This is a genomic window from Chlamydia caviae GPIC (assembly GCF_000007605.1).
GTDB classification, from domain to species: Bacteria; Chlamydiota; Chlamydiia; order Chlamydiales; family Chlamydiaceae; genus Chlamydia; species Chlamydia caviae.
Window position 1 is genome coordinate 397798 of record NC_003361.3, and the last position, 24205, is coordinate 422002.

The window sequence follows — 24205 nt, forward strand, 5'->3', positions numbered from 1 at the left end:
AACAGTATTTTTAATTGAAGAGTTAATAACTTTAATTTAAAATTGCTCCTACTGAAAAGTTTGGATTGGGTAGCTTGTGCGTTTATTTTCTTACGACAAACCTAAGATTAAAGTGCAAAAGATAAAAGCTGATGGTTTTAGCGGTTGGTTAAAGTGCACGCATTGTCACGAGATGATTCATGCGAATGAATTGGGGCAGAATTTTAATTGTTGTCCCAAGTGCTCTTACCACTACCGTATTACCGCTGCAGAGAGGATAAAGCTTCTGGCGGATAAAGATTCCTGGCGTCCTCTCTATACAAATCTTAAATCGCAAGATCCGTTAAAATTTGTTGATACAGATACCTATCCAAATCGTTTAGCTAAAGCTAGAAAAGACAACACAAAAAGTGAGGGTGTTCTTGTTGGTGTTTGCACCATAGGTGAGCATCCTGTGGCTTTAGCTGTTATGGATTTCAATTTCATGGCGGGATCTATGGGGTCTGTGGTCGGTGAAAAACTTACCCTCCTTATAGAGAAAGCTATAGAATCAAAACTTCCTGTAATTATTGTCTGTGCTTCGGGAGGAGCAAGGATGCAAGAGTCTGTACTCTCTTTGATGCAGATGGCGAAAACATCCGCTGCTTTAGCCAAATTACACGAAGCAGGTCTACCATACATTTCTGTATTGACCAACCCTACATCCGGAGGGGTTACCGCTTCTTTCGCTTCTTTAGGTGATGTGATTATTGCGGAACCTAAAGCCCTTATTTGTTTTGCGGGTCCTCGAGTCGTTGCCCAAGTTATAGGTGAAGATCTTCCCGAGGGGGCGCAAAAATCTGAATTTCTTCTCGAACATGGAATGATTGATAAAGTGGTTGAGAGGAAACAATTAAAGACTACTTTGCAGAGTTTACTTGATTACTTTTGTGCTCAAGAATACACTGGCGGCCAGGATAAAGCACCTAGGGATCTGTCTAAGACTCTTAAAGAGATTTTTTTATTGACAGATGACGGTGAATAAAACATTATTCCCGACACTCATAGCAACCATGGCGCTGTTCTTATGACTATAGTTTGTGAATTAGAATCTGGAGCAGATCTTCCAGAATATGCCACAGAAGGCGCTTCAGGCGCAGATCTTCGAGCCCATATTGAAGAACCTATTGCCGTATTGCCAGGGCAACGCGTGTTAATTCCTACGGGAATAAAAATGCAGATTCCCCAAGGCTATGAAGTTCAAGTGCGTCCACGTAGTGGGCTAGCTTTGAAACATGGGATTATGGTTGTTAATTCTCCAGGAACAATAGATGCCGATTATCGCGGAGAAGTTTGTATCATACTTGCAAATTTTGGAGAGAGTACTTTTATTATCGAACCTAAGATGCGCATTGCTCAAGCTGTAGTTGCTCCTGTAGTTCAAGCAAAGTTTATAGTCGTGGATCAAGAAGAAGGATTAACGGCAACATCTCGGGGAAGTAGAGGTTTTGGGCATACCGGAGAGAAGTGACATGCCTTTCTATTGTGAGAGTCAACCTGATTTTTCCTTGTTTTCTCTTTTATCTCCCAATCTTATTATGTTTTTGAATAAAAACTCTCGGGAGGAGATTCTCCAAGATCTTACAGATCTTGCGAGTGCCGCCGGCCTACTTGAGAATAAAGAAGAGTTTTTTCAAGCTTTAGTGACTCGTGAAAACATTATGTCCACGGGTATTGGCATGGGGGTAGCCATCCCCCATGGTAAATTACGTAGTTGTTCTGACTTTTTTATCGCCATAGGTATTCATTCTCAGGGGATTCTCTGGGATGCGATAGACGGAGCTTTAGTCCGTCTAGTATTTTTGATAGGAGGTCCTGATAACGCTCAAGCTGAGTATCTCAAGCTGTTATCTACATTAACTCTTTCACTTAGAGATGAATCTCGACGACAGAAGTTGCTACAAGTAACAACGATTGAAGAAGTTATGAATGTGTTTTTAGGAATGTAGTGGTTATGGATTTAAAATTAGACGAGTTAGCTTCTCTATTGGATGTTTCTGAAAATACTGTCCGTCGTTGGCTGGATGAGGGAGCTATTCCTAGTTATAGCATGAATAATGAACACAGATTCAATCGAGAAGAAATAGAAGATTGGATTTTACATAATCAAGCGCTAATCGGATTGGAACAAGACGAGAAGCAGGATTCAGAGTTTCGCGACCTTTCCTTAAAATATAGCTTGTATAAGGCGATTTATCGTGGAGGGATTATCCGCGATGTTACTGTAAACAATAAAGCAGAAGCTTTGCAATATGCCTCTTCTTATATAGCAGAAAAGTTTAATCTCGACGCCAGCGTTCTTTTTGAAATGCTTTCACATCGAGAAAGTCTCATGTCTACAGGTATAGGAGAGGGCATTGCTCTTCCCCATGCCAAAGATTTTCTAATCAACGCCTATTACGACGTTGTCGTTCCTATGTTTTTATCAACAAGTATTGACTTCGGTGCTCTTGATGGAAAACCTGTGAGCGTATTGTTCTTCCTTTTTGCATCCCAAGATAAAAGTCATTTAAATTTAATAAATAAAATCGTCCATCTTGGAATGTCTTTAGAAGCTCGAAGTTTTCTGACAAGCTATCCAGAAAAAGAGCAGCTTCTTGCCTACATTAAGAATTGGGAATCACAAATCCATTAACTATCAATCTCTATAAAAGATTTGCAACTCCGAGTTGTGAAAAAAGTCCTATTGTTGTTATGGTGGTCTTATAGGCTGATCTAGGAGATTATAGCGGCATGATGAGTTCTAAGCGTACTTCGCAACTTGCAATGCTTTCCATTTTGTTAACTTTTACTCACTCTGTCGGTTACGCAAGTGCTGCAGTTCCTCCTTTTGAAGTTAGCTCTGTATATTCCGAGGATTCTTTAATTGCTTTGGAAAGCGAACAAAGCAATCAAAGCAGCCTCAGCCGTAAAGAGAAAAAACTCAATAGGATTCAAGAAGGCAGAGCTGCAAGAAAAGAAGCAAGAAAAGCTGCCGAAGCTAAAAAAAATGCTAGAGATGCAGCAAGAAAAGCTAAACAGAGTAAAAAACTGTCCTTTTCATTCAATAAGTTGAATCGAAAGCCCAATGTTCAAGCTCAAGCTAAAGAGCAGAAGGAACAACAAAAAGTCTTTGCCCAACAAGTTAAAGACGGCGTGAATTATTGCCGAGAAAAGCTTGTTGAATATGGAACCGAAAATCTTTTAACTCGCGGTGGAAGATTTTTTAAAAGACAACACAAAGTTAATAACCCTGATCAAAATACAGTAGCAGCTCCCGAGGCTGCAACTCCAGGGACTTTATTAAAAGCTAAAGTTGATAGCGAAACAAAAGCTTCTTCAGAAAATAAAGAAGCCATTCAAGTTGTTCATGATATCAAAGACGGTCCAGTACTCCCTATTTTTGTTCGTCCTGATGTAAAAGTAGTTCATGAAGAGAGAAGTAAACTTATTCAGGATTTAGCTAGAGAACAGAGAATCACTAAGAGGAAATCTTCTAGAGAAGCTCTCCAGGCTCGTGCAAAGGAAAATAAAATTCTTAGAGATGGGAAGATTACTTCAACACTACGTTATGATGTTGAAAAAGCTGCAGCTGTTAAAGTTAAACGCAATGGTTCTGTAAATCCTCAGGTTCGCGCTCAGAAAGCATCCAATACTCGAAGAAGCGCACGTAGTGAACAAAATCAGCAAGAATCAGCACAAAATTCTGCAGATCAAAAAGAGCAAACTGCTAGCAACACATCTAAGGATGATTTCTACAGAACATCTTCTGCTGCAGGAAATACCAACATAGATAGCTACCTTAATGCTAAGCAGTACCGTTGTGATTCTTCTGAGTCAGACTGGCCTTGTTCTTCATGCGTTGCTAAACGTCGTACACATACAAGCATTTCTGTATGTACCATGGTCGTTACAGTTATAGCTATGATCGTTGGAGCTATTATTATTGCCAATGCATCTGATTCTACCCCAGCTAATGGTGGAACAAATCCTACCCCACCGACTCCTTAGAATCTCTACTTAGAGTCCTTGCTCTAGTATGAAAGAGACAGAACCTTAAGGGGTTCTGTCTTTTTTTTTATGTCGATAAGCCCTACTTCAAACAAGATTTGTTGGTTTTTGCGTTAATTTATATTAATTAATTAGAGTCAAACAATTATCATATAATTAAATCGTTTTATTTATTTTACTTATTATTATGTCTGAGCCTAAGCCAATATATCAAAGCCCTGCTTTACATCAGGTAGAGATCGGAAAATCATTCTTAGATAGGAATCCGAAAATTGCTAGAACTATGCAAGTTACCGGAATAGTGCTAGCTGTCTTAGCTATAGTCGCTTCTGTATTTTTGATTACCGTCATGCCTTTAGGTTTACCGATTTCTGTGGCACTGGGTGGAGTCTTGCTTGGAATTGGTGGAAGTGTATTGTTTACCTCTGTGAGCCATTTAGCTCAAAATATAAAGAGGGCAGTTGTAGAGAATAAACGTCGGAAGCTTTTACTTCAGGAAAAACGCGAAGGGATAAAGCCAAGAGATGACAACTTAGAAATATTGTGGTCTAAATACCATCATATGGTGGATAAGTTTGCTCATTTAAACATGAGCATAGGCAAACATGAAAGAAGTATTCTAAGTCATATGGGTAGGGGAGAGGGAGCCTGGTTTGTAGAGAACCTCAATCAAATTACTAGCGATTACTTAACTTGTATGAGTTTACTTGAGGGTCGTCGGGCTGTTTATGATCAGGAAGATTATGCGCAGCGCGATGAGAGTTATCCCAGTGTTGCTAGGAAAAATGAACTACTTATTAGATTAGGAAATAACATCGTTTCTAAATTGTCTAAGGGTGGTGGGGCCTTTTCTTTAAAGATGCAGAGATTAAGCAGCACCATGTCAAAAGTTCATACGGGAATAACTTTAGGTTTGGTCGTTGGAGGCATTGCTGCTGTAGGGGTTATTGCTGCAGTTATCCCCGGAGGGATCTTCGCTCTACCTATGATTATAGCAGCGGCTATAGGAATCGGTCTTGCTGTTTTAGGTTTGTCCTATGCAATCGAAGCCATATTAGAGCGATCTAAGACAAATAAAAAACAATTACTTAAAGATCTAAAGTCCACGATTGATATTCAAGATTTGAAAGATATGACACTAGATCAAACTGTTCTTATGAATATGTTGAAAGTCTCTTTACAAGCCGATCAACAAATGACTTTGGATCACAAAGACTTTTACGAGGAGTATAATAGGATACGCGATAATTTGCAGTCCTTAAACGAACACCTCGAAGAACTAGAGTTTAAATACAAGCATATAAATAATGAGCACAAGCGACGTGCTAAAAGATTAGAAAAAAGGCTTGTGACTCTTTCCGATAAGCAGAATGCCCAAGAGGGTAGCAGTGCCCCTCAGGGACCTGCTGCTGGTCAATCAGATCTATGGGGTGATACTGCAGGATTTGATGAATTAGTCACTAAAGGTGCAAATGCTGCGCAACGCAGACGAGAAAATGATCGCCAAGGCAGATCATTTTTAGGCGATTATGGACAGCATTTAGATGCAGATCAGCTAGAATTTGCCTCTGGATGGAGCCCATCAGGAAAACGTGCTCTTGAAAAAATGTGGTCTGCAAAGCCTGGAATGACTGAAGAAGATTACTTCATTTTATATGAGGATGTAAATAAAGAGCTGACTGCATGTCGCAACGATATACAAACTCTGAAAGCATATATTATTTATATGCAGGCGCTCTTTGCTGAAATAAATGCAGGAAGAAGCAGGCTTGAAGTTTACTCAGAAGAGATTATAGGGATTTGGACGGATGCAAGTAACTATTGCCACAGGATTCTTAATCATCTAGTGGGAATGCAAATGCGGCTGATAGATTGTATAGAATCTAGAGAGATTCGCCCTGATGTCGGGAATATCTCTCCAGGGCAATTCCCTTACTAACGCATAGAGAGCTCTTCTACTATTTCTTGGGAGAGCTTTTTTGTTCAATTTTATCCCAATGATTTAACTGCTCTTTTAGTGTAAGAGCTTGAGAAGAGAGGGGACTATTTTCTTGCCATAGGGCGTATTCCTGACGCTTATCATTCACCATAGAATCTAAATTTTTGGACAGATTATGAATCTGCGTTTCTTTTGTAGATATTGCCGTATCATAGTCATTTTGTAGTTTATTGTTTAAGTCCCGCATATGCGGAATAAACGTATTCCGTATATTTCCAAATGCTACGCGGAACTTCTCGATAGATTCTACACCTAAATTCGAGATGTCTTGAGAAATTTCTTGGGTCAATGAAGTGCCAAAAAAATTATTTTTGATAGGCAAGTCTAGAATAAGTGCCACGGAAATTAGTAAAAGGATCATCCCTAAGCTAATACCAAAAATTAGCCAATTACCATAGAGTATAGCATAGCTCATTAAAGCGATCATTCCTAAACACGTAAGTACTGAGATAGCAAAACAAACCGTAGTACGTAGTATTAAATTAGCACGATAACTATCCCAGGGAAGGAGGAAAACTACTTTTTGATCTGGGGGAATAGGCGTTAATGTCATAGTCTCGTGACTTAGTTTGTTAAATTAGGAGTGGTTGCATCTGGCACATACATTTCCTGAGACGCATTTGATATTTCCTGCCAGGCACGTAGTTTGACCAGTAGATGATGTTCCTCTTGTTTTAATTGTTCTAGCCGCTGTTCTTTCCCGATGATCGAGTAAATCAATTTTGAATAGGCATTTTGAAGTAGTTGGAAAGAAGATAATGATGAGGTTTTATTTTTTACGAGGGTTATCGTTTGTTGGATCTTAGATGGTAGGCACTTAACTAGATAAATCATGCTAATAAGTAGGAGAATACAAACTAATGAAGCGACCATCAAAGTCACCCCACCAATAATTTCTGGAAGACTAGAAGAAATACAGCCAAAAGCTACCACTACAGCACCCCCAGTCATTGTTCCCATCAAAAGTATAATAGCTAAAATATAAGAGAAAGAGCTTTGCTTAATAAAAATAGCAACTTTTTTTTGTAATACCGTAGCGTCCTTTTCTACGTTGAAAAGCAAGGAGCATTGGCTAGGCAAGGATAGAAGATCTGGTGAAATAGAATTAGAAAGACTTAATACCACAGAATTCCTTAAAATATAGTGGTAAAATTTAAAGAATGTATTCATTTTATTCAAGGCGTAACATAAAGTAATTCTTTTTAAATTCTTTTCTGTTTTAGTTTTTTATGAATAAAACTGTTGTTGTTGCTATGTCTGGAGGCGTAGATTCCTCCGTAGTTGCCTATTTATTAAAAACGACCACTCCTTACAAAGTTATCGGTCTCTTTATGAAGAATTGGGAAGAGGAGGATAGCGATGGTCTTTGCTCTACAGCTAAAGATTACGAAGACGTGGAAAGAGTCGCGGGTCAGTTAGACATTCCCTACTACACAGTATCTTTTGCTAAGGAATACCGTGAGAGGGTTTTCTCTCGTTTCCTTAGAGAATATTCTAAAGGTTATACGCCTAATCCTGATGTTCTTTGTAATCGTGAAATAAAGTTTGATCTACTTCAAAGAAAAGTCCGTGAATTAGGGGGAGATTTCCTAGCGACAGGTCATTACTGTCGCTTATCTTCAGCTGCCGAGGGGAGGCATTTACTTCGGGGGCTAGATCCCCAAAAAGATCAAAGCTATTTCCTATGTGGCACACGAAGGGAATCTCTCGATAATGTACTTTTCCCTTTAGGGGGTATGACAAAAACAAAAGTACGTGCCATTGCTGAACAAGCTAGATTGGCTACAGCGCAAAAAAGAGATAGTACGGGGATCTGTTTTATTGGGAAACGTCCATTTAAAAGTTTTCTTGAAAAGTTCGTGCCTAATGTAGAAGGGGATATCGTAGATTACGATTCTCAGAAAGTTGTAGGCCGACATGAAGGCGCACACTATTACACGATAGGACAACGCCGTGGGTTAGATCTTGGGGGTTCAGAAAAACCTTGTTATGTTGTTGGCAAAGATATGGAAAAGAACATCGTATATATCGTGCGTGGGGAAGATCATCCTTTGCTATACCAGACCGAACTTACAGCTAAAGAATTGAACTGGTTTGTATCTCCAGAATCTATAACAAGATGTAGTGCAAAAGTACGCTATCGCTCTGAAGATGAAGAATGTGAAATTCTTCATTCAGATGAGGATAGTGAAGTGCGTGTACGATTTTCTTCCCCCGTTAAGGCAATTACCCCAGGGCAAACAATTGCCTTTTATGATGGGGAGAAGTGCCTAGGGGGAGGGGTCATAGAAGTTTCTATGACTCCCCATTAGGTATAGCCGCTGCGACGCTTTCAGTTTCTTGCGCTTCATCGCGTTCAAAAGTAACGCGATCTTCAGAAAGACGAGCACGAAGTTTTCGTGCTTCTTGACGACAAGACTCCTTAAGCAAAAGTTCTGCAAGAGGATCTTCAAGATACTGCTCAATAACACGACGTAGAGGTCGTGCCCCCATTTCTGGAGAATGTCCTTTTGTAACCAAGAAAGAAATCACTGAGTCGGGAATACTTAACGCCATTTGGTAATTTTTCAAACGGGAATCCAGTTTGTTAATTTCTAAATGGATAATTTCAGATAGAGCATCTTTCTCTAAAGGACGGAAGATAACACTTTCATCTAAACGGTTGATAAACTCCGGTTTTAAATGCTTCTTAACAGCATTCTCGATTTTTTCTTGAATCACTTTATAGTCAAAATTCGATCGAGACCCAAAACCGATTTCTCCGCTTTTCTTAATTAAGTCTGCACCTAAGTTAGACGTCATGATAATAATTGCATGACGGAAATCAATCTTACGACCGAAGGAATCTGTGAGACGTCCTTGTTCAAGAATCTGCAACATCAAGTCCATAATATCGGGGTGCGCTTTCTCAATCTCATCGAATAGAACAACGCAATAAGGCCGACGACGCACTTGCTCAGTAAGATGACCACCTTCCTCATGTCCAACATATCCTGGAGGTGACCCCATCATTTTCGTAGCTGCAAATTTTTCCATGTATTCAGACATGTCTACTTGAATTAAGGCATCCTCACCGCCAAACATCTCGATAGCAATTTGTTGAGCGAGTAATGTTTTCCCGACCCCTGTAGGACCTAAGAATAAGAAGGAACCTGTAGGACGATTAGGATCTTTAATGCCTGTTCTTGAACGACGGATAGCACGGCAAATACTTTTTACAGCTTGATCCTGGCCAATGACTTTTTTACGTAGGGTATCTTCTAATTTAAGTAGTTTCTCACTTTCTGCTTCAGTAAGTCTTGCTGAAGGAATTCCTGTTTGTAAGGAGACCACTTGAGCAACAGCTTCTTCATCTACAGGAATCTGATGCTCTTCTTTATGATTTTCCCATTCTTGCTTCATATTGGAAAGACGTTCACGAAGCTTTTTCTCCTCATCACGCAATCCTGCAGCTTTCTCGTATTCTTGAGTGCCGATAGCTTGCTCTTTAGCTAGTTTCGTAGTTTCGATCTCAGCTTCGAGTTTCATTAACTCTGTAGGCTGATCCATGGTATTCACTCGTACGCGTGCTCCAGCTTCATCAAGTAGGTCAATAGCCTTATCTGGAAGGAAACGCCCATGAACATATTGATCGGATAACGTTGCTGCTGCTTTCAAAGCTTCTTCAGTAATCGCCACGTTGTGATGTTCTTCGTATTTCTTCTTCAATCCACGTAGGATTTCTATAGTTTCATCTACACTAGGTGGCTGGACGATAATTTTTTGGAATCTACGTTCTAAAGCAGCATCTTTTTCAATGTGCTTGCGATATTCATCAATCGTTGTTGCTCCGATACACTGGATTTCTCCACGCGCTAATGCAGGTTTTAAAATATTTGAAGCATCAATAGCGCCTTCAGCAGCTCCAGCACCTACAATAGTATGCAGCTCATCGATAAATAAAAGGATGTTTCCATGTTTGCGGACTTCGTCCATAACAGCTTTGATACGTTCTTCAAATTGCCCACGGTATTTCGTTCCGGCAATCATTAAAGCAAGATCTAAAGTAATCAAACGCTTCTTACGTAAAGTATCGGGCACTTCATTAGAAATAATTTTCTGTGCTAATCCTTCAACAATAGCCGTTTTCCCTACACCGGCTTCACCGATAAGCACGGGATTGTTTTTTCTTCTACGGCAAAGGATTAAAATTAAACGTTCAACTTCTGCAGATCGACCAATAACAGGATCAAGCTTAGACTCGCGAAACATCTCTGTTAAGTCATAGCCATAGGCTTTTAATGCCGATAACTTATCACTTTTTTCTCCACCTAAGGCATGACCTAAAGAGGAAGATTTAGAAGAAGAAGAGGAACTTCCTCGAGGATTAGAAGAAGATGAAGGAGGAAGTTGAAGATTGAATGTTTCGAGCTCTTTAAGAATTTCTTTGCGAACTTCTCTAGGATCAATATGTAAATTTTCTAGAACTTGTAAAGCAACACCGTCAGCCTGATTTAAAATCCCTAAAAGAAGATGCTCGGTACCTACATAATTGTGTTCTAAAACCCCGGCTTCTTCATTTGCAGATTCAAAAGATTTTTTCACCCTCCCAGTAAGGGCAGGGTCGCCATAGACTTGAATTTCTGGGCCGTAGCCAATTAGTCTCTCGACTTCTTGCTTTGCCGTATCGAAGTCTACCCCTAAATTACGCAATACATTTACAGCTACTCCTTGGCCTAATTTGAGTAGGCCTAAGAGTATATGCTCTGTGCCTAGATAGTTATGATTTAACCTCTGAGCTTCTTTTTTAGCCAATTTAATGACCTGTTTGGCTCTGTTAGTAAACTTCTCAAACATAAAAACCTGAAAGACCGGGTAGAACTTTCCTTAAGCATATACGAAATTTAAAATAATGATGCAACTCTTCGATAAATAGATAAAGTATTACCGAGAAGAAAGAATTTTTTTCACAAAAATAGTAAAGAATCCTCCTCCTATGCTATACTGTTTCTACATTTTTTAACGAATGCTTCACCCCCGAAATATCCCCCCATTTCATTATGGCTATGCGCATAGTAGATTCCGGAAAAGGAAGTTCTGAGGCCCATATGGCCCGAGACAAGTATTTGCTAGAACACCTCAAAAAAGGGGAGGTAATCCTTCATCTCTATGAGTGGGATAGTCAATACCCGCTCACTTACGGCTATTTTATGCGCCCAGAAAAATTTTTAGTTGACAATAGGGCTGCGCTAGGCATGGACGCTGCTGCCCGACCTACGGGAGGGGGGTTTGTTTTTCATCACGGGGATTATGCATTTTCGTTATTAATGTCATCGGAACATCCTAGGTATGCGCCAACTGTTTTGGAGAATTACTATACTGTGAATCAGATGGTGTTACAGGTTTTGAATAAGGTTTTCCGTATTAAGGGCTCGCTTTCTTTTGACGAGGATGTGCACCACCCCCAGACGTCTAATTTTTGTATGGCTAAAGCGTCAAAATACGATGTTTTAATGGGAGATAAGAAAATCGGTGGTGCTGCTCAGCGTACTGTAAAACAAGGATTCTTACACCAAGGGTCGGTATTCTTGTCGGGAAGTTCCTTAGAGTTTTATCAAAAGTTTCTTTTGCCTGAGGTTATGGATGTTATCGCCTCTGCGATTGAGAAACGAGCATTTTTCCCTCTGGGTCTGTCAGCACCTTCTTCAGATCTTTCAGAGGCAAGAAAGGAAATAAAAGAGGGGTTAATTCAAATGTTTTCAAGTGGCCATCTATGAATACAATGCGATGGGGTTTGGTTATTGCGCTCTTTTGTTCATTTATAACAAAAGATGCTTTTGCCTTTACAGTGCATTTCCCTACTTCTAAAGAACACGCGAGTGTTATTGTTCATGATAATAGTGTTGAGGTTTACGAAAAGCTTCTATCAGCTATAGACGTTGCTGAGCATTATGTCGAATTATGTCCTTGCATGACGGGCGGGAATTTATTAAAAGAGATCGTTGAGCATTTACATGTACGCATGTCTCAGGCCCCGCAACTGTGTGCTTATATCCTTATTCAACCTACATTTATTGATAGTAAGGACAAGCAGGTCCTTGAAGATGCAAAAGCCAATTGGCCTGATAGATTTTTTTATCTATTTACCGGATGCCCCCCGGGATCAAGTATTCTAGCCCCTAATGTTATAGAGAGTCATATCAAGATCTCCATGGTAGATGGAAAGTACATTTTTATGGGAGGGACCAATTTTGAAGATTTTATGTGTACTAAAGGGGACACCATTCCTGAACCTGTAGAATCTCCGCGTTTAATTATCGCCGGCACCCGAAGACCTCGAGCTTTTCGTGATCAAGATGTCACTATCAGTTCTGCGCAACTTGGCACAGAGTTAAGAAAGGAATTTCATGCGCACTACGCTCTTTGGCATGCTTATGCTCAAAAACCTTGGTTTAATAAAAATCTCAATGATTTTCGTGCGCTCCCTTATCCAAAATTAACTGTTGAAGAAGCTGCAGCTACATATTGTAGCGCTATTGAAGAAAGTCCTGATCTTGTAACAACAGATCTTAAAAATATTCGTGTGATTTTTTCTGGGCCTGATGAAAGTAAAAATGCAATTACTCAAGAATATGTAGATTTAATCAATAGAGCAGAGAAATCTATCAAAATTGCGAATATGTATTTCATCCCTAAAGATGAGATTATTGAGAGTTTAAAATCTGCATGTTTCTCTCGTGGTGTGCTCTCAGAAATTATTACTAATGGATGTACGGAAAATAGTCCTGATCTTACCGCAGTGTATGCTTGGGGAAATCGCATGAACTATTTCTTTTTATCTTATGGAGAGCGTCCTTCTCTATGGAAGAAGTTCATATTTTCTAACAAAACACCTTGCAATTCTCTGTTTATCAATGAATATTTTGTTCCGGATACGCAACTACATAAAAAATGTATGATCGTAGACGGACGTTACTTTGTTATAGGGAGCTATAACTTCGGGAAGAAAAGCGATCTTTTTGATTACGAAAGTATTGTGGTCATTGACTCTCCAGAAGTTGCTGAAAAAGCTAATACCGTCTTTATAAAAGATTTGAGCTTATCCAAACCCGTCGATGATTCTGAGATTTTTGATTGGTACTTCAATCCTGTGTATAATCTCATAGGTCACTTACAAATTAATTTTATGCCTGCTTAAGTAGGGGAATAAAATTTTGCACAGAAAAGAGAGAACGCCTCTCTTTTCTGTTTCTCAGGGATCCTTCTTGGTTTTTTCCGATCAATAGTTTACACTAAGTTTTTTATTGTTTATTCCAAGAGGGTGGCTTTGCTAGCATTCTTTTATAAGCATCAGAAAAAATTCATTGGTTTAGTTATTGTCGGTGTATGTGTATCTGGAATAGGCATAGGCTGGGGACGCTATCCAGGGGAATCTGCAAGTAATGGATCTAGGAAGGTTGTTTTCTCTGTACCGGGGAAAAAATATTCTGAGAGAGAATTCCTAGCGATTAAGAGATTCTTTATGAATGAGGCGTATCCCTTTACAGGAAATCCTCAGGAATGGAATTTTTTAAATGAAGGGTTACTTACTGAGCGCTTTTTAACAAATAAAATTGGGGAAAAGCTCTTTTTAAAAATCTATTCTCAAGACTATCCAGCTTTTAATAAAGAGAAACGTTATCAAGCTTATCGAAGATTTGATACTCCATTTATTTCTTCTGAGGAAGTTTGGAAGTCTTCTGCTCCCCGTTTATATCAAGCTTTGACTACTTTGCAGGAAATAGATAATCCCGTGTCTCCTGAAGGATTTGTTGCTAGGGTTCAGCTCTTTTTAGAAGAGAAAAAATTCCCACATTATATTCTCAAACAGATGCTTGAATATCGTAGACAAATGTTCAATCTTCCCCAAGATGCTGCTTTGGCTCAGGGAAAAGATCTACGTTTATTCGGTTATAAGAATATTTCTGATTGGTTTGGAGATGCGTATGTTTCTGCTGCTGTTGAAGCCTTGTTACGCTTTGTCAATGAGCAGAAAAAGAATATCGCTATGCCTTCTTTAAAAGAAGCGCGGCAAGATTTCGAAGATAAAGCTCAACAAGCGTTTACTAAATTGACTAAACACGCGGGACTTACCTTGAGTTTTGATCAATTTGTGGCTTCTTATTTCGATTTTCTTGGAGTAAGCAAGTCAGAATTTTTCAATATGTATCGTGAGATACTTCTATGCAAAAGAGCCTTTTTACAATTAGAAGGTAGCGTGACCTTTGATTACCGTCCTTTGCAAGAGTTTTTCTCTATGGGGAAAGATTCTACATCTGTAGAAATGGTTAAGCTCCCTCGTGAATATCAATTTAAGAATAGAGAAGATCTAGAAGCTTTCGAGACTTATATCAGCCTTGTAGGCGTTCCAGTTAAGGATTGTCTCGATGTTCCACGGTTTACCTTGCCTATTAAAACTATTAAGGCGAAAGAGCCAAGATTGGTAGGGCGAAGATTTTTAGTTTCCTATAAAAGTATCCATCTTCAGGATCTCGAGACTAAAGTTCCCATGGTTGAGGTGCACCAGTGGCAACAAAATCCTGAAAATTTCCAAATTCTGCTTCAGCAGTTTCCTAAGATTGAAACATGCAACTCAAGCAAGGATTTCCAAGCTCTTAAACCCTCTCTTTTAGAAAAAATCTATTCTTTCACAAGAAAGGAGATTTTAAGAGCACATCCAAAAAGAATTCTCGAGAGCTTAGCTCAATGTAAACATGAGAGCCACGAAATTTTCCTTTCTTCAGGAAAAGATAGTATCTTAGAAGGCATTTTAGATGGTGATAAGCTAGCTGCATTATTATTGGATAATGAGCTCTTAGAGGCCTACAGTCAGGATGGAGAACACTATTACACATTTGTCGTAAATACGTGTTTTGAGGGAGAGGAGGTCATTCCTTATCGTGAAGTATTACGTAAGGATCTAGCGAAAGCCTTAGTTTCCTCACATAAAAATTCCTCACATATTGATAAGGTGATTTCTGCTTTAAAATCTCATTATCAAGAAGAGGAGAACGAGCATCTCTGGCAAAAACGCCTATGGTCTTTGGTCAAAGAACATAAAGAGGGAACATATCAAGCAGGGACTCTGTCCTGGAATCTTGAAAAATCTATAAAAATATTTACTCGTGGGGATCAAAGTATTCCTCGGCCTTATTCCGAACTAGCTTCTATGGAAGAGGGAGCGTTGTCAAATATTGAATTTAATCCTGAAGAAGGCCCATTTTTCTATAAATGTTTATCACATCAAACATGTGTTGATCCCGCTAGTGTGGAGAAGTTATTCCTCGCTAAGGGGCATTTAAATGAAGAAATCCTAGGGAGCTATATAGAACGTTTTATTGATGAAAGAGTCAGATAATGTGGGATTCTGATTATCATGTGTGGATTTTACCGATTCATAGTGACGTTGTCCGTTTAGGATTGACAGCTAGAATGGGGGAGAACTTAGGTCAAATGCTTCATATTGATTTGCCCACAGTAGGTAGTTTCTGTAAGGAAGGTGAGGTTCTAGTCATCTTAGAGTCTTCGAAATCGGCTATCGAGGTTTTAAGTCCCGTTTCTGGAGAGATTATAGAGGTTAATGAGGCTCTTAAAGAGGACATTCAGCTTCTTAATAATTCTCCTGAAGAATCTGGTTGGTTCATGGTTGTTAAACTCGATGAAAAATTAAATACAGAAAATCTTTCTCCTAGAAAATAGTCAGGTTAGTATTTCAAAAAAATTCTTACATTGATTATATTTTTTGAACTTGGATAAGAGTTTTTTTTTATTTTCTGAAGGAGTAAAATTTTTCCCTAAAGAGTTTAAAATGCACATTTTATTATGTCCTCGTTAATAGTTGGCAATGTCTCTACTCCTGTAAAGATGAAGAGCGCCCAGTTGGAGCTTTCAACGCAGCTTAAGGTAATAACAGCTATTACGGTATTATTAGCTTTAGCGGTGATAGGTCTTGCCTGCTATGGACTGTTTGGAACTCCACTGATAGCCACGCAATTAATGATATGGATTATGAGTGCTTCTATGACCTTAGAGGCGTTGATATGTTCTTGTGCGAAATATCATCTTCTTCGTCGTTATGAGAAAAACCTACTTAGCGGTGGAGAACCGATACAGTAATAGATAAAGGAACTATGATTTATGATGATTCACGTGCAAAGATTTCAACGACCTTCTCCTGAAGCTCCGAATACAGCAACTCTATTGTATCAACTACATAAAGGCCCTTTAAAGGAGCCTGAGGGATTGCGCACTTTCCGTAGAGTACTATCAACTCTTATGACTTCTTTAGCGATACTCGTCATGATAGTATTCACTATTCAATCTTCAACGATTACTCCAGCAGCGTTGTACACAGCAATTTTCTTTGCCTGCTGTACTCTTGTATGCATAGCAATGTTTATGGTAAAACACGTATTGTGTCACTTTCCAGAACTCGCTAGAGGGACTATCGAAATTACCTCGAATAGTTAACTTACTGAGTTTTTCCTCTTTTTATATTTATTGCTTTTTCCTTAGCAGCACGTTGTTGTGCTATTCGTACTTTTTTCACAGGTTTTAGATTTGTTGTTGTTATCGAAGAAGCATTTGGTGTTTCTAGAATATCCGATGTTGGTGCTGCTGCTGATGGCTTAGAGATATCAATACCTGTAAGACTCATAAAGGCCATAGCTATAAGTCCTGTGGTAATGAAGGAGATCCCCATGCCTTGAAGGTTTTTAGGAATATCAGAATAGGCAAGTTTTTCTTTAATAGTTGCAAATAAGACAATAGCTAACCACCAACCGCATCCTGCTCCTAAAGAGAATATCATCATAGGGATAAATGGATAATTCCGTGTAATCCCAAAGAGCACGCCTCCTAAAATTGCACAATTTACAGCAATTAACGGTAGGAAGATCCCTAAGGAAAGATAGAGATTTCTGGATACCTTTTCTAAAAGTAGTTCCAAGATCTGTGTGAAGGCAGCAATAACTACAATGAAGATAATCAGCTCAAGGAAATTTAGATTTACATTGGCTAATGAGGGGGATATCCAAGTTAAAGCTTTAGGCCCGGTAATAAATGTATGCACGACCCAGTTAATGCTTCCAGTAACTGTCAGTACTAAGGCTACAGACATTCCTAAGCCATTAGCAGTAGAAACTCGCGCGGAACAGGCAAGATAGCTACACATCCCAAGGAAATTCGATAGAAGGATGTTTTGGATGAAGGTTGCTTGTAAAAAGATACCAAAGACATTTAGCCATGTATATTCGCCTAACCACATAAAGTTACCTTTTTGCTTTCTTAGATCTAAGAATATTCACTCCCCAAATCATAATGCCTAAAAGGAAAAATGCTGAGGGCGCTAAAACCATCAAACCAAAGTTTTCATATCCATCAGGATGGGTTTCGGACGCGTAGAAACATTTTGGGATAAGTTGTAATCCAAGAATAGTACCAAAGCCGAAGAACTCTCTGACTATACTCACAGTAACTAATACCCAACCGTAACCTAATCCCGATGCAAGACCATCTAAAAATGCTGGAATAGGGGGAACATTTCTTGCTAGGCTTTCAGCTCTTCCCATAACGATACAGTTGGTGATAATCAATCCAACAAAAACGGAAAGCGTTTTTGAGATAGTAAAGAAAAAGGCTTTTAAAAACTGATCAATAACAATCACAAATAAGCTAATAATAATGAGCTGTGTGATCATACGGACGCTATCAGGAGTCGCTTTGCGTAATAAAGATACAAAGAATGAGGAGCATCCTGTAACAAAGCTTACAGCAAGACCCATAGTAATCGCCGTGTTTACTGTTGTTGTTACAGCAAGTGCAGAACAAATCCCTAAAATAGCAATAAGCGGTTGGTTGTTACCCCAAAGAGGATCAAGGAAATAACTCTTATATGATTTATTTGCTGCCATTGTGATCTCTCTGGTTAAGCTTTGCAAAAGATATCAACAAATTCCGATAGGGAGCTAAAGATTGTGCGTAAGCTTCAGTAACACCGTTACATGTTAATGTGGCTCCAGAAATACCATCGATTGATGATAATGCTTTCGGAGTTGTCCCAAATGCTGATTGTACCGATCCTTTAATTACTTCAAGACCTAAAGGTGTTGTAGCAAAATCCGTATTTCCTGCCGCAGCCTGTAAGAAGATTTTCTTTCCATAGAATTGCTTTTGCCATTGAGGATTGGCAATATTTGCTCCTAATCCTGGAGTCTCCGCTTGTTGATACCACGCTGTTCCCAAAACAGTATCACCGTTATTTTCTACAGCGAGATAACCGTAAATAGGTCCCCACAAACCAAATCCAGAAATGGGAATAATAATAGCACGAACTACTGAAGGATTTTTAATAACATCGGCAGCGCTCATGGCCCTAGCTTGTTCGGTATTTGCTAAGATTACATAAAACAATAACAAGGGCTGTTGGTAGAAATGGCCATTTTGATGTTTTTCTATAAACTCTGTCACGTTAATGTTTTTTTCTTCGAAAGAAAACATCTGTCCAAGTTTATCAGCGAGTAAAGGACGAACAAATCCTTGTGTATAGGCGTCCAAAACCGAGCTTGTAACAACAGGGGCATGTTGATCTGCAACTTTGAGTAGGTGGGATTTCTTATCATATACAGCAGGCTGCCAAGATCCTTCCTCATAGATTTGAAATTTTCCTGAGAAGTCTAAAACATGTGCTGCGGTTAGCATTTGCTGATCGCGATCAAAAATAGCTGCTCTTTCTTCGAAAGGAGCTAAGATATAATACACGGTAGAGAGAAAAACGCTGGAGAATAAACTTAACGCAAAAATGAAAAGGATAACATACCATGTTTTATTCAGATGCGGTTTTGGTTTCTCTGAAGACATAGTTTTATATTCTCCTTCGTCTGTACTTTCTTACAGCAAAGTAATCAAGAAGAGGAGCAAACACATTTCCAAGAAGAATGGCGAGCATAACTCCTTCGGGATATGCTGGATTAATTAAGCGGATAACAATGGTCATAAAACCAATAAATAATCCGTAAATCCATTTTGCTAATTTCATGGTTGGCGACGATACTGGGTCTGTAGCCATGAATACAAGACCGAAGCCTAAACCTCCAAGGAATAACTGTCGGTAGGCAGGAATAAAAAATCTTGCAGGAGCCCAAGCTCCATGTTTTCCAACGATAAGAATACTGAAAATTTTAAATAGCCAGGCAGTGATGAAAGCACCTATACCGAAGGATACCATCGTTCTCCACGACGCAATGCCTGTCACAACAAGAAATATAGCACCGAGTAAGCAAGCAAATGTCGATGTTTCTCCTAAGGAACCGATAATATTTCCCCAGAATAAATTTCCTGAAGAAAATTTCCCAATACCATAGATCACATCAGTAATTGAGTAGGCTGAATCAAACTGGGTTGGTAATAAGCCAAGGCCTCCTTCACTAAGAGGAGAGGTTACAAAGTTTTGCAATTGTTCTAAAGTGAGCTTATCTAACATTAATCCTGGATGAGACTCCGCCCAGATAGAAAATTGGGAGTGGATAACACTTTCTGTAGGAACATGCGGCATCTGCAATATGTTAGAAGCTATAGCATCTACGTGAACTCTTTTTACAGCAGGTGCTGTAGAGTTTAATGTTTGTAGGCAGGTAGATTGTGAGAAGCCATCGATAATCGATTTTCCTGCTGTAGAATTCATAGCAAGAAGACTTTCTTTAATTTTTGTTGGATTACTGCCTACCCAAACATCACCACTCATCTTTGCTGGAAATGTGAAAAATAGGAAAGCTCTTCCGGATAGTGCAGGATTGAGAATATTCATCCCTGTGCCACCAAACAATTCCTTACTAACGACAACACCAAAAGCAATTCCTAAGGCAGCCATCCAATAGGGAATTGTTGGCGGTAATGTTAGAGGATAGAGAATCCCTGTAACGAGTAATCCTTCGGCAATTTTATGCTTTCTAACGATAGCGAAGAGCACTTCACAAACACCGCCTACCGAATAACTAATTATTAGTAGGGGAAGAAAAATTTTACATCCTGTCCAAAGAATGGAAAATACGCCGATGTCGTTGAAGATAAATGAGAGATAACTACGAAATCCTGAGATATGTAAAAATGACTCCATGAGTTGGGCATTACCCGAACCATAGACTAAAGCTTGAACTCCTGAATTCCATATGGCTAAAAACGTTGCCGGAAATAGGGCAATAACAACAAGCATCATCCAACGTTTAACATCTACAGCATCGCGAATGAATGGAGGAGATGAAGGTTGATGGATAGGCTCGTAGCAAAACGTATCAATAGCGTCTGCAACTGGAGTAAAGCGTTGAAACTTGTCCTTTTGACAAATTTCCCAGATGGAATTAACAAATCGTTTAAGCATTGCTACTGAGAGGGAAGTTGAAGCTTCTACACGTTTAAGAACGTAACAAATTGATTGGAATTTTAGGAATAAAAATTTTCCATGATTCAGAGATTCTTTAGTTTTTTTCTTCGTTTGATTTTCCCTAGGCTGTGTTATGGTTGCCGAGCACCTGGAAAATTTTTGTGCCGCAGGTGTTTGGAATCTTTAAAAATAGAAAAGATATCAGGGCGTTGCCCACATTGTTTTCATGTTTTAAGAATAGATGAAACAGCCTCTTGCAGAAATTGCCTTCCATCATTTTCTAGGAAATCTTTTTGTTTGTACGTTCCTTCCGCGCAATCGCTTTCGCTATATTCTCAGGCTTGTCTTGGGAAGATTCCTGCTATCAAATTTTTTACGAGGGCTATAAGACGACAGTGGGAATTTCAGGAAATTTTTCCTAAAAAGATTTTTTATCTAATATCAAAAATTCCTAGAGATTTTGGCAAACAGCTGTCTAAAGAAACAGGAATCCCTTGTAAGGGGATTGTGCTTTCAGAGAGGCAACTGCGTAATTTAAAGAAAACTATAGGCTCTGGGCCTATAGGTATTCTATCTACTTATCCTTTATCTCGTGAATGGCAAAATAGTATCGAAAGGTATGCTCCGCAACCTGCAGTGCTTATCAGTCTTTTTCTTTCTGAGACTCTTCGTTGATTCCAACAATAGCTACGTAGCCTAAAAGCCGCACACCTTCATCAACGCAGAGAGTGCCTGCTTGGATATCGCCTTTCACTATCGCTTCACCACGGAGTTCTAATTTCCCACTGACTGTGATGTTGCCTTCAACAGCACCTTCAATAATTGCTTCTTGAAGTTGTATATCAGCTTTCACACTACCTTTAGGGCCTATGATGATTTTCCCATTAGAAACTAAGATCCCTTCAAAAGTACCGTCAATACGTAATAAACGATCAAAAGCTAACTCGCCTTTAAATGTTACACCTTCTCCAAGTGTAGTTTCTGGTTCTTCGGAAAATGAAGGTAAAGAGTCAATTTCAGAAGATGCAGAGGCCCATTTTTGTGATTCTTCACTTATAGGGTAAGAAAGAGGTAACGGCCGCGTTTCTGGAGATTTTGGAGAATCAAAAAGATTTGGAGGAGAATCTAAACGCTCAGATCTAGGATAAGAGGCATAGTTAGCATGCGAGGGAGTTTCTTCTTCGTATAATGTCTGAACATCTTCAAAGGGACTTTTTCCAGTTCTCCGAAACATTAGGAATTCTCCTAGATTACCCAACAATGTGGTTTTTACATAAACTAATTTGACGTGTTAGAGTCTCATCTTTTTCTATTTTTTGTTCTATAGTTTTACAAGCATAAAGCACTGTCGAATGGGTTTTCCCAAAAGCAGAACCTATAGCAACTAAAGAATCTGTAATTAGAGTTTTTGCAAGATACATAGCCACTTGACGTGCTAAAACAAGTTCTTTAGACCGTGAAGTTCCTTTAAGATCCTGTAGTTTTACTTGAAAGACCGTAGCAACACTTTTCAATATACTTTCTACAGAGACTTTTTGTTTGGAAGGAGAACGGAACAGTTCTCTTAAGGTATCTCGAACAATACTTTCTGTAAGTGTTTTTCCAAATAAACGACAATAAGCAGTGAGTTTATTAATAGCTCCTTCAAGTTGTCTGACATTTCCGTAAATATGATCTGCAATATAAAATGCGATTTCATTAGGAATATGTAAGCCTTTCTGCTCTGCTTTATGTTGTAAAATGGCTACGCGAGTCTCTAGATCAGGAATTCCTACATGAGCAACTAATCCCCATTCCATTCTAGCAATAATGCGCTCTGATAATTTTAGTTGTCCTGGGGGTTTGTCACTCGTAATGACAATTTGTTTATTTAAATTAATCAACGTCTCAAAAGTATTACAAAATTCCTCTTCGAAATTTTGTCTGTTTTGCAGAAATTGGATATCGTCGACGAGAAGTAGATCTAAAGAACGATAAAAATTCTTCATTTTATCGATAGATTTTAATCTAAGATGTTGGACTAAATCATTGATAAAAGCTTCTGTAGTTATGCAGTGAACGCGAAGATTTTTATGATGTTCTCTGACGTAGTGACCTACAGCATGGAGTAAATGTGTTTTCCCTAGTCCCACACCCCCGTGGATAAATAGAGGATTGTAAGAACGTCCGGGACGACCTGCTATACCTACAGCTGCAGATTTGACGAATTGGTTTGAAGGGCCTTCTATGAAATTATCAAAACGGTACGCTGCGTTTAATTTCAGTTCAAAGTCTTTAGATTCTTCAAAAGTTTCAGCAGGGCTCTCTTGGGGCTCTCTAGGCGCAATGGGTTGCGCAGGAGCTTTTTTGATTTCTGCAACAACAAATTCTAAAGCGGGCTCTCCTTGGGCATCAAGGGGAACAAAAGAACACAGATCTTGTTTATAATTATCAAGAAGGTAATTTTGAACAAAGATATTCGGAACTTCTAAACGGATCTTTTCTTGTGTTTCTTCTATAATTTGAATAGGAGAAATCCAATTCTCAAAAGCCGTTTTTGAGCAACGTGTCTTAACATAATTCACAAACTGTTCCCAAGTACTACAATCGCTACAGGTTAACATGCTGCTCTCTTTAATGTGTCGAGGATTTCCTTAATGGACGAGCAAACTTATGCTCGTTTAGGAAGAAATTGCCAATGTAGCATTGCTATTGATAAGCAATCAACAGTTTTTCTGCAAAAAACAGCAGGGGATTTCAAACGTATAAAGAATTATTATAAATTAGGGACAAAACGATCCTGAATAAGTGCACGCAAGATTAATGAGAAACAGCAGCAGGTTTTTTAATCGTTTTTTTAGCGTAGCTCATAAGCAAAGCTTCGGCATCATTAGCAATCATAGAATCCTCGCAAGACGTAAGGTAGGTTGCTATAGCGGAGGCTTCATCAATACGATTCAAACAAAAGAGAGCTTTGGTTTTATTTAGTAATGTAGGGAGGTGATCTCCTTGCATACGCAAAGCTTGATCTAAGACTCCTAAAGCTTTGGCGTTTTCTCCAATTTGCAAATATAATCCTCCAAGAGTTTGGAAATCATAAATGCTTAATGGATCTAAAATCACTAGGGCCTCGAAAAAGAGGATAGCTTTTTGATAATGTCCTTGACGAAGAAATGTGTACCCAGAAATGCGGAGTTCTTCGAGTTCTTCATCCCCCCATCCTAAGATGGCTTTCCATTCATTATCCAACATATCTTAGCCTTGAACAAATTGAAAAATACGAGAAATAACGTAATCAATCATAATGTTAGAAGATTTCAACCCTATATCAATAGCTTTGAGTAGGATTTTTCCTTCTTGAACGATGACGTCTTCTTCAGAGTCAGAAGCTTCTTCTTCCTCTTCACTTTCTTCTTGATCTTGGTGAGATAGAAAAGGTGTTACACGACTTTGATAAGAGAATTTTCCTCGAGTCAGTACTTTTAAATAGGAAGAAATTTTCTCTAAATCATCATCTTGCTGATCAGGAGATCCTAGTGAAGGAGCTAAATAGGGAGTAGAGAATCGTTGTTTATGGAAATTATTAGGAGGTGAAAAGAAAGCCCAATGGGTTTTCTTATTCGTCTGCATTAGGGAAGATAAAGCCGAGGGTTTTGGGGTCATGTCCATAATTTGGGCATGCTTGGCCACATCACGGATCGTCAAACTTTCCATGTGCACTTCCTTGCGGAAGTCATTCACTACTTTACTGTTAGACGCGTGTTTTTCGTAAACAGAGGTACTGTAATTAAAAATTTCTACCATAATACAGCCTTTTAAACCCT

The 24205-nt window shown here is 39.0% G+C and carries 26 protein-coding genes; 15 read left to right on the forward strand and 11 right to left on the reverse strand.

What is annotated here, in order from left to right:
- Positions 1–76: 76 nt before the first annotated feature.
- The 6 genes from accD to CCA_RS01770 all read left to right on the forward strand — a co-directional run bounded on the left by accD (position 77) and on the right by CCA_RS01770 (position 5947).
- The gene (gene accD / locus CCA_RS01745) at positions 77–1003 is read left to right on the forward strand and encodes an acetyl-CoA carboxylase, carboxyltransferase subunit beta (RefSeq protein ID WP_011006311.1); all 927 of its coding nucleotides are present in this window, start codon (positions 77–79) and stop codon (positions 1001–1003) included.
- A gap of 42 nt (positions 1004–1045) precedes the next feature.
- Complete coding sequence (gene dut, locus CCA_RS01750) at positions 1046–1489, forward strand: dUTP diphosphatase (protein WP_011006312.1); 444 nt, start codon at positions 1046–1048, stop codon at positions 1487–1489.
- 1 nt (position 1490) lies between these two features.
- On the forward strand, positions 1491–1967 hold the full coding sequence (locus tag CCA_RS01755; RefSeq protein WP_011006313.1) for a PTS sugar transporter subunit IIA: 477 nt from the start codon (positions 1491–1493) through the stop codon (positions 1965–1967).
- 5 nt (positions 1968–1972) lie between these two features.
- On the forward strand, positions 1973–2653 hold the full coding sequence (locus CCA_RS01760) for a PTS sugar transporter subunit IIA (RefSeq protein WP_011006314.1): 681 nt from the start codon (positions 1973–1975) through the stop codon (positions 2651–2653).
- A gap of 98 nt (positions 2654–2751) precedes the next feature.
- Positions 2752–4008 (forward strand): hypothetical protein, encoded by a 1257-nt coding sequence (locus tag CCA_RS01765; protein WP_011006315.1) that lies wholly within the window; start codon positions 2752–2754, stop codon positions 4006–4008.
- A gap of 187 nt (positions 4009–4195) precedes the next feature.
- Positions 4196–5947, forward strand: a complete 1752-nt coding sequence (locus CCA_RS01770) for a stage II sporulation protein M (protein WP_011006316.1) — start codon at positions 4196–4198, stop codon at positions 5945–5947.
- Between the two features lie 19 nt (positions 5948–5966).
- Here CCA_RS01770 and CCA_RS01775 read toward each other — a convergent pair whose 3' ends face one another.
- A complete protein-coding gene (locus tag CCA_RS01775) occupies positions 5967–6560 on the reverse strand; it encodes a hypothetical protein (protein ID WP_011006317.1) in 594 nt (197 codons plus the stop codon).
- Between the two features lie 11 nt (positions 6561–6571).
- Positions 6572–7132 (reverse strand): hypothetical protein, encoded by a 561-nt coding sequence (locus CCA_RS01780; RefSeq protein WP_011006318.1) that lies wholly within the window; start codon positions 7130–7132, stop codon positions 6572–6574.
- A 104-nt stretch (positions 7133–7236) separates the two neighbouring features.
- Between CCA_RS01780 and mnmA the strand changes: the two genes are divergently transcribed.
- Entirely contained in the window at positions 7237–8319 is a 1083-nt protein-coding gene (gene mnmA, locus CCA_RS01785; RefSeq protein ID WP_011006319.1) for a tRNA 2-thiouridine(34) synthase MnmA, read from the forward strand.
- Here mnmA and CCA_RS01790 read toward each other — a convergent pair.
- On the reverse strand, positions 8303–10843 hold the full coding sequence (locus CCA_RS01790; protein WP_011006320.1) for an ATP-dependent Clp protease ATP-binding subunit: 2541 nt from the start codon (positions 10841–10843) through the stop codon (positions 8303–8305). The genes mnmA and CCA_RS01790 overlap by 17 nt on opposite strands.
- Positions 10844–11046: 203 nt before the next feature.
- On the opposite strand from CCA_RS01790, the gene CCA_RS01795 reads away from it, so the two are divergent.
- The 6 genes from CCA_RS01795 to CCA_RS01820 all read left to right on the forward strand — a co-directional run bounded on the left by CCA_RS01795 (position 11047) and on the right by CCA_RS01820 (position 16495).
- Positions 11047–11763, forward strand: a complete 717-nt coding sequence (locus tag CCA_RS01795) for a lipoyl protein ligase domain-containing protein (protein WP_011006321.1) — start codon at positions 11047–11049, stop codon at positions 11761–11763.
- On the forward strand, positions 11760–13184 hold the full coding sequence (locus CCA_RS01800) for a phospholipase D-like domain-containing protein (protein ID WP_011006322.1): 1425 nt from the start codon (positions 11760–11762) through the stop codon (positions 13182–13184). Before CCA_RS01795 ends, CCA_RS01800 begins: the two co-directional genes overlap by 4 nt.
- Positions 13185–13313: 129 nt before the next feature.
- A complete protein-coding gene (locus tag CCA_RS01805; protein WP_011006323.1) occupies positions 13314–15383 on the forward strand; it encodes a hypothetical protein in 2070 nt (689 codons plus the stop codon).
- Entirely contained in the window at positions 15383–15724 is a 342-nt protein-coding gene (locus tag CCA_RS01810) for a glycine cleavage protein H-like protein (RefSeq protein WP_011006324.1), read from the forward strand. Before CCA_RS01805 ends, CCA_RS01810 begins: the two co-directional genes overlap by 1 nt.
- 123 nt (positions 15725–15847) lie before the next feature.
- Positions 15848–16141: a hypothetical protein gene (locus CCA_RS01815; protein WP_011006325.1), complete on the forward strand. Its 294-nt coding sequence runs from the start codon at positions 15848–15850 to the stop codon at positions 16139–16141.
- Between the two features lie 21 nt (positions 16142–16162).
- Positions 16163–16495, forward strand: a complete 333-nt coding sequence (locus CCA_RS01820) for a membrane protein (RefSeq protein WP_011006326.1) — start codon at positions 16163–16165, stop codon at positions 16493–16495.
- Position 16496: 1 nt separating this feature from the next.
- On the opposite strand, the gene nqrE is transcribed toward CCA_RS01820, so the two are convergent.
- From nqrE to CCA_RS01840, 4 genes are read right to left on the reverse strand one after another with little or no spacing between them, the layout of a single operon-like run.
- Positions 16497–17291, reverse strand: a complete 795-nt coding sequence (gene nqrE, locus CCA_RS01825) for an NADH:ubiquinone reductase (Na(+)-transporting) subunit E (RefSeq protein ID WP_011006327.1) — start codon at positions 17289–17291, stop codon at positions 16497–16499.
- 4 nt (positions 17292–17295) lie between these two features.
- Positions 17296–17937, reverse strand: coding sequence for an NADH:ubiquinone reductase (Na(+)-transporting) subunit D (gene nqrD / locus CCA_RS01830; RefSeq protein WP_011006328.1), 642 nt, complete (start codon positions 17935–17937; stop codon positions 17296–17298).
- Positions 17924–18883: a Na(+)-translocating NADH-quinone reductase subunit C gene (locus CCA_RS01835; protein WP_011006329.1), complete on the reverse strand. Its 960-nt coding sequence runs from the start codon at positions 18881–18883 to the stop codon at positions 17924–17926. Before CCA_RS01835 ends, nqrD begins: the two co-directional genes overlap by 14 nt.
- A gap of 4 nt (positions 18884–18887) precedes the next feature.
- Entirely contained in the window at positions 18888–20399 is a 1512-nt protein-coding gene (locus CCA_RS01840) for a Na(+)-transporting NADH-quinone reductase subunit B (protein ID WP_011006330.1), read from the reverse strand.
- Between the two features lie 81 nt (positions 20400–20480).
- On the opposite strand from CCA_RS01840, the gene CCA_RS05450 reads away from it, so the two are divergent.
- Complete coding sequence (locus CCA_RS05450) at positions 20481–21077, forward strand: hypothetical protein (protein WP_041462204.1); 597 nt, start codon at positions 20481–20483, stop codon at positions 21075–21077.
- Here CCA_RS05450 and CCA_RS01850 read toward each other — a convergent pair.
- Positions 21046–21636 carry a bactofilin family protein gene (locus CCA_RS01850; protein ID WP_011006331.1) on the reverse strand — a complete coding sequence of 197 codons (591 nt, stop codon included), beginning with the start codon at positions 21634–21636 and terminating at the stop codon, positions 21046–21048. The two genes, CCA_RS05450 and CCA_RS01850, sit on opposite strands and share 32 nt — an antisense overlap.
- A 16-nt stretch (positions 21637–21652) precedes the next feature.
- Positions 21653–23005, reverse strand: coding sequence for a chromosomal replication initiator protein DnaA (gene dnaA, locus CCA_RS01855; RefSeq protein WP_011006332.1), 1353 nt, complete (start codon positions 23003–23005; stop codon positions 21653–21655).
- A 33-nt stretch (positions 23006–23038) separates the two neighbouring features.
- Between dnaA and CCA_RS05290 the strand changes: the two genes are divergently transcribed.
- On the forward strand, positions 23039–23185 hold the full coding sequence (locus tag CCA_RS05290) for a hypothetical protein (RefSeq protein ID WP_157850886.1): 147 nt from the start codon (positions 23039–23041) through the stop codon (positions 23183–23185).
- A gap of 16 nt (positions 23186–23201) precedes the next feature.
- On the opposite strand, the gene CCA_RS01860 is transcribed toward CCA_RS05290, so the two are convergent.
- Entirely contained in the window at positions 23202–23633 is a 432-nt protein-coding gene (locus tag CCA_RS01860; RefSeq protein ID WP_011006334.1) for a type III secretion chaperone, read from the reverse strand.
- A gap of 3 nt (positions 23634–23636) precedes the next feature.
- Positions 23637–24185: a DUF5399 family protein gene (locus CCA_RS01865; RefSeq protein WP_011006335.1), complete on the reverse strand. Its 549-nt coding sequence runs from the start codon at positions 24183–24185 to the stop codon at positions 23637–23639.
- Between the last annotated feature and the right edge of the window lie 20 nt (positions 24186–24205).

Excerpts from the sequence above, each read along its gene's own strand:
- dut (WP_011006312.1), top strand. The coding sequence starts at position 1,046 with ATGACTATAGTTTGTGAATTAGAATCTGGAGCAGATCTTCCAGAATAT.
- CCA_RS01755 (WP_011006313.1), top strand. The coding sequence starts at position 1,491 with ATGCCTTTCTATTGTGAGAGTCAACCTGATTTTTCCTTGTTTTCTCTT.
- CCA_RS01760 (WP_011006314.1), top strand. The coding sequence starts at position 1,973 with ATGGATTTAAAATTAGACGAGTTAGCTTCTCTATTGGATGTTTCTGAA.
- CCA_RS01765 (WP_011006315.1), top strand. The coding sequence starts at position 2,752 with ATGATGAGTTCTAAGCGTACTTCGCAACTTGCAATGCTTTCCATTTTG.
- CCA_RS01770 (WP_011006316.1), top strand. The coding sequence starts at position 4,196 with ATGTCTGAGCCTAAGCCAATATATCAAAGCCCTGCTTTACATCAGGTA.
- CCA_RS01775 (WP_011006317.1), bottom strand. The coding sequence starts at position 6,560 with ATGACATTAACGCCTATTCCCCCAGATCAAAAAGTAGTTTTCCTCCTT.
- mnmA (WP_011006319.1), top strand. The coding sequence starts at position 7,237 with ATGAATAAAACTGTTGTTGTTGCTATGTCTGGAGGCGTAGATTCCTCC.
- CCA_RS01790 (WP_011006320.1), bottom strand. The coding sequence starts at position 10,843 with ATGTTTGAGAAGTTTACTAACAGAGCCAAACAGGTCATTAAATTGGCT.
- CCA_RS01795 (WP_011006321.1), top strand. The coding sequence starts at position 11,047 with ATGGCTATGCGCATAGTAGATTCCGGAAAAGGAAGTTCTGAGGCCCAT.
- CCA_RS01800 (WP_011006322.1), top strand. The coding sequence starts at position 11,760 with ATGAATACAATGCGATGGGGTTTGGTTATTGCGCTCTTTTGTTCATTT.
- CCA_RS01810 (WP_011006324.1), top strand. The coding sequence starts at position 15,383 with ATGTGGGATTCTGATTATCATGTGTGGATTTTACCGATTCATAGTGAC.
- CCA_RS01815 (WP_011006325.1), top strand. The coding sequence starts at position 15,848 with ATGTCCTCGTTAATAGTTGGCAATGTCTCTACTCCTGTAAAGATGAAG.
- CCA_RS01820 (WP_011006326.1), top strand. The coding sequence starts at position 16,163 with ATGATGATTCACGTGCAAAGATTTCAACGACCTTCTCCTGAAGCTCCG.
- nqrE (WP_011006327.1), bottom strand. The coding sequence starts at position 17,291 with ATGTGGTTAGGCGAATATACATGGCTAAATGTCTTTGGTATCTTTTTA.
- nqrD (WP_011006328.1), bottom strand. The coding sequence starts at position 17,937 with ATGGCAGCAAATAAATCATATAAGAGTTATTTCCTTGATCCTCTTTGG.
- CCA_RS01835 (WP_011006329.1), bottom strand. The coding sequence starts at position 18,883 with ATGTCTTCAGAGAAACCAAAACCGCATCTGAATAAAACATGGTATGTT.
- CCA_RS01840 (WP_011006330.1), bottom strand. The coding sequence starts at position 20,399 with ATGCTTAAACGATTTGTTAATTCCATCTGGGAAATTTGTCAAAAGGAC.
- CCA_RS05450 (WP_041462204.1), top strand. The coding sequence starts at position 20,481 with ATGATTCAGAGATTCTTTAGTTTTTTTCTTCGTTTGATTTTCCCTAGG.
- CCA_RS01850 (WP_011006331.1), bottom strand. The coding sequence starts at position 21,636 with ATGTTTCGGAGAACTGGAAAAAGTCCCTTTGAAGATGTTCAGACATTA.
- dnaA (WP_011006332.1), bottom strand. The coding sequence starts at position 23,005 with ATGTTAACCTGTAGCGATTGTAGTACTTGGGAACAGTTTGTGAATTAT.
- CCA_RS05290 (WP_157850886.1), top strand. The coding sequence starts at position 23,039 with ATGGACGAGCAAACTTATGCTCGTTTAGGAAGAAATTGCCAATGTAGC.
- CCA_RS01860 (WP_011006334.1), bottom strand. The coding sequence starts at position 23,633 with ATGTTGGATAATGAATGGAAAGCCATCTTAGGATGGGGGGATGAAGAA.
- CCA_RS01865 (WP_011006335.1), bottom strand. The coding sequence starts at position 24,185 with ATGGTAGAAATTTTTAATTACAGTACCTCTGTTTACGAAAAACACGCG.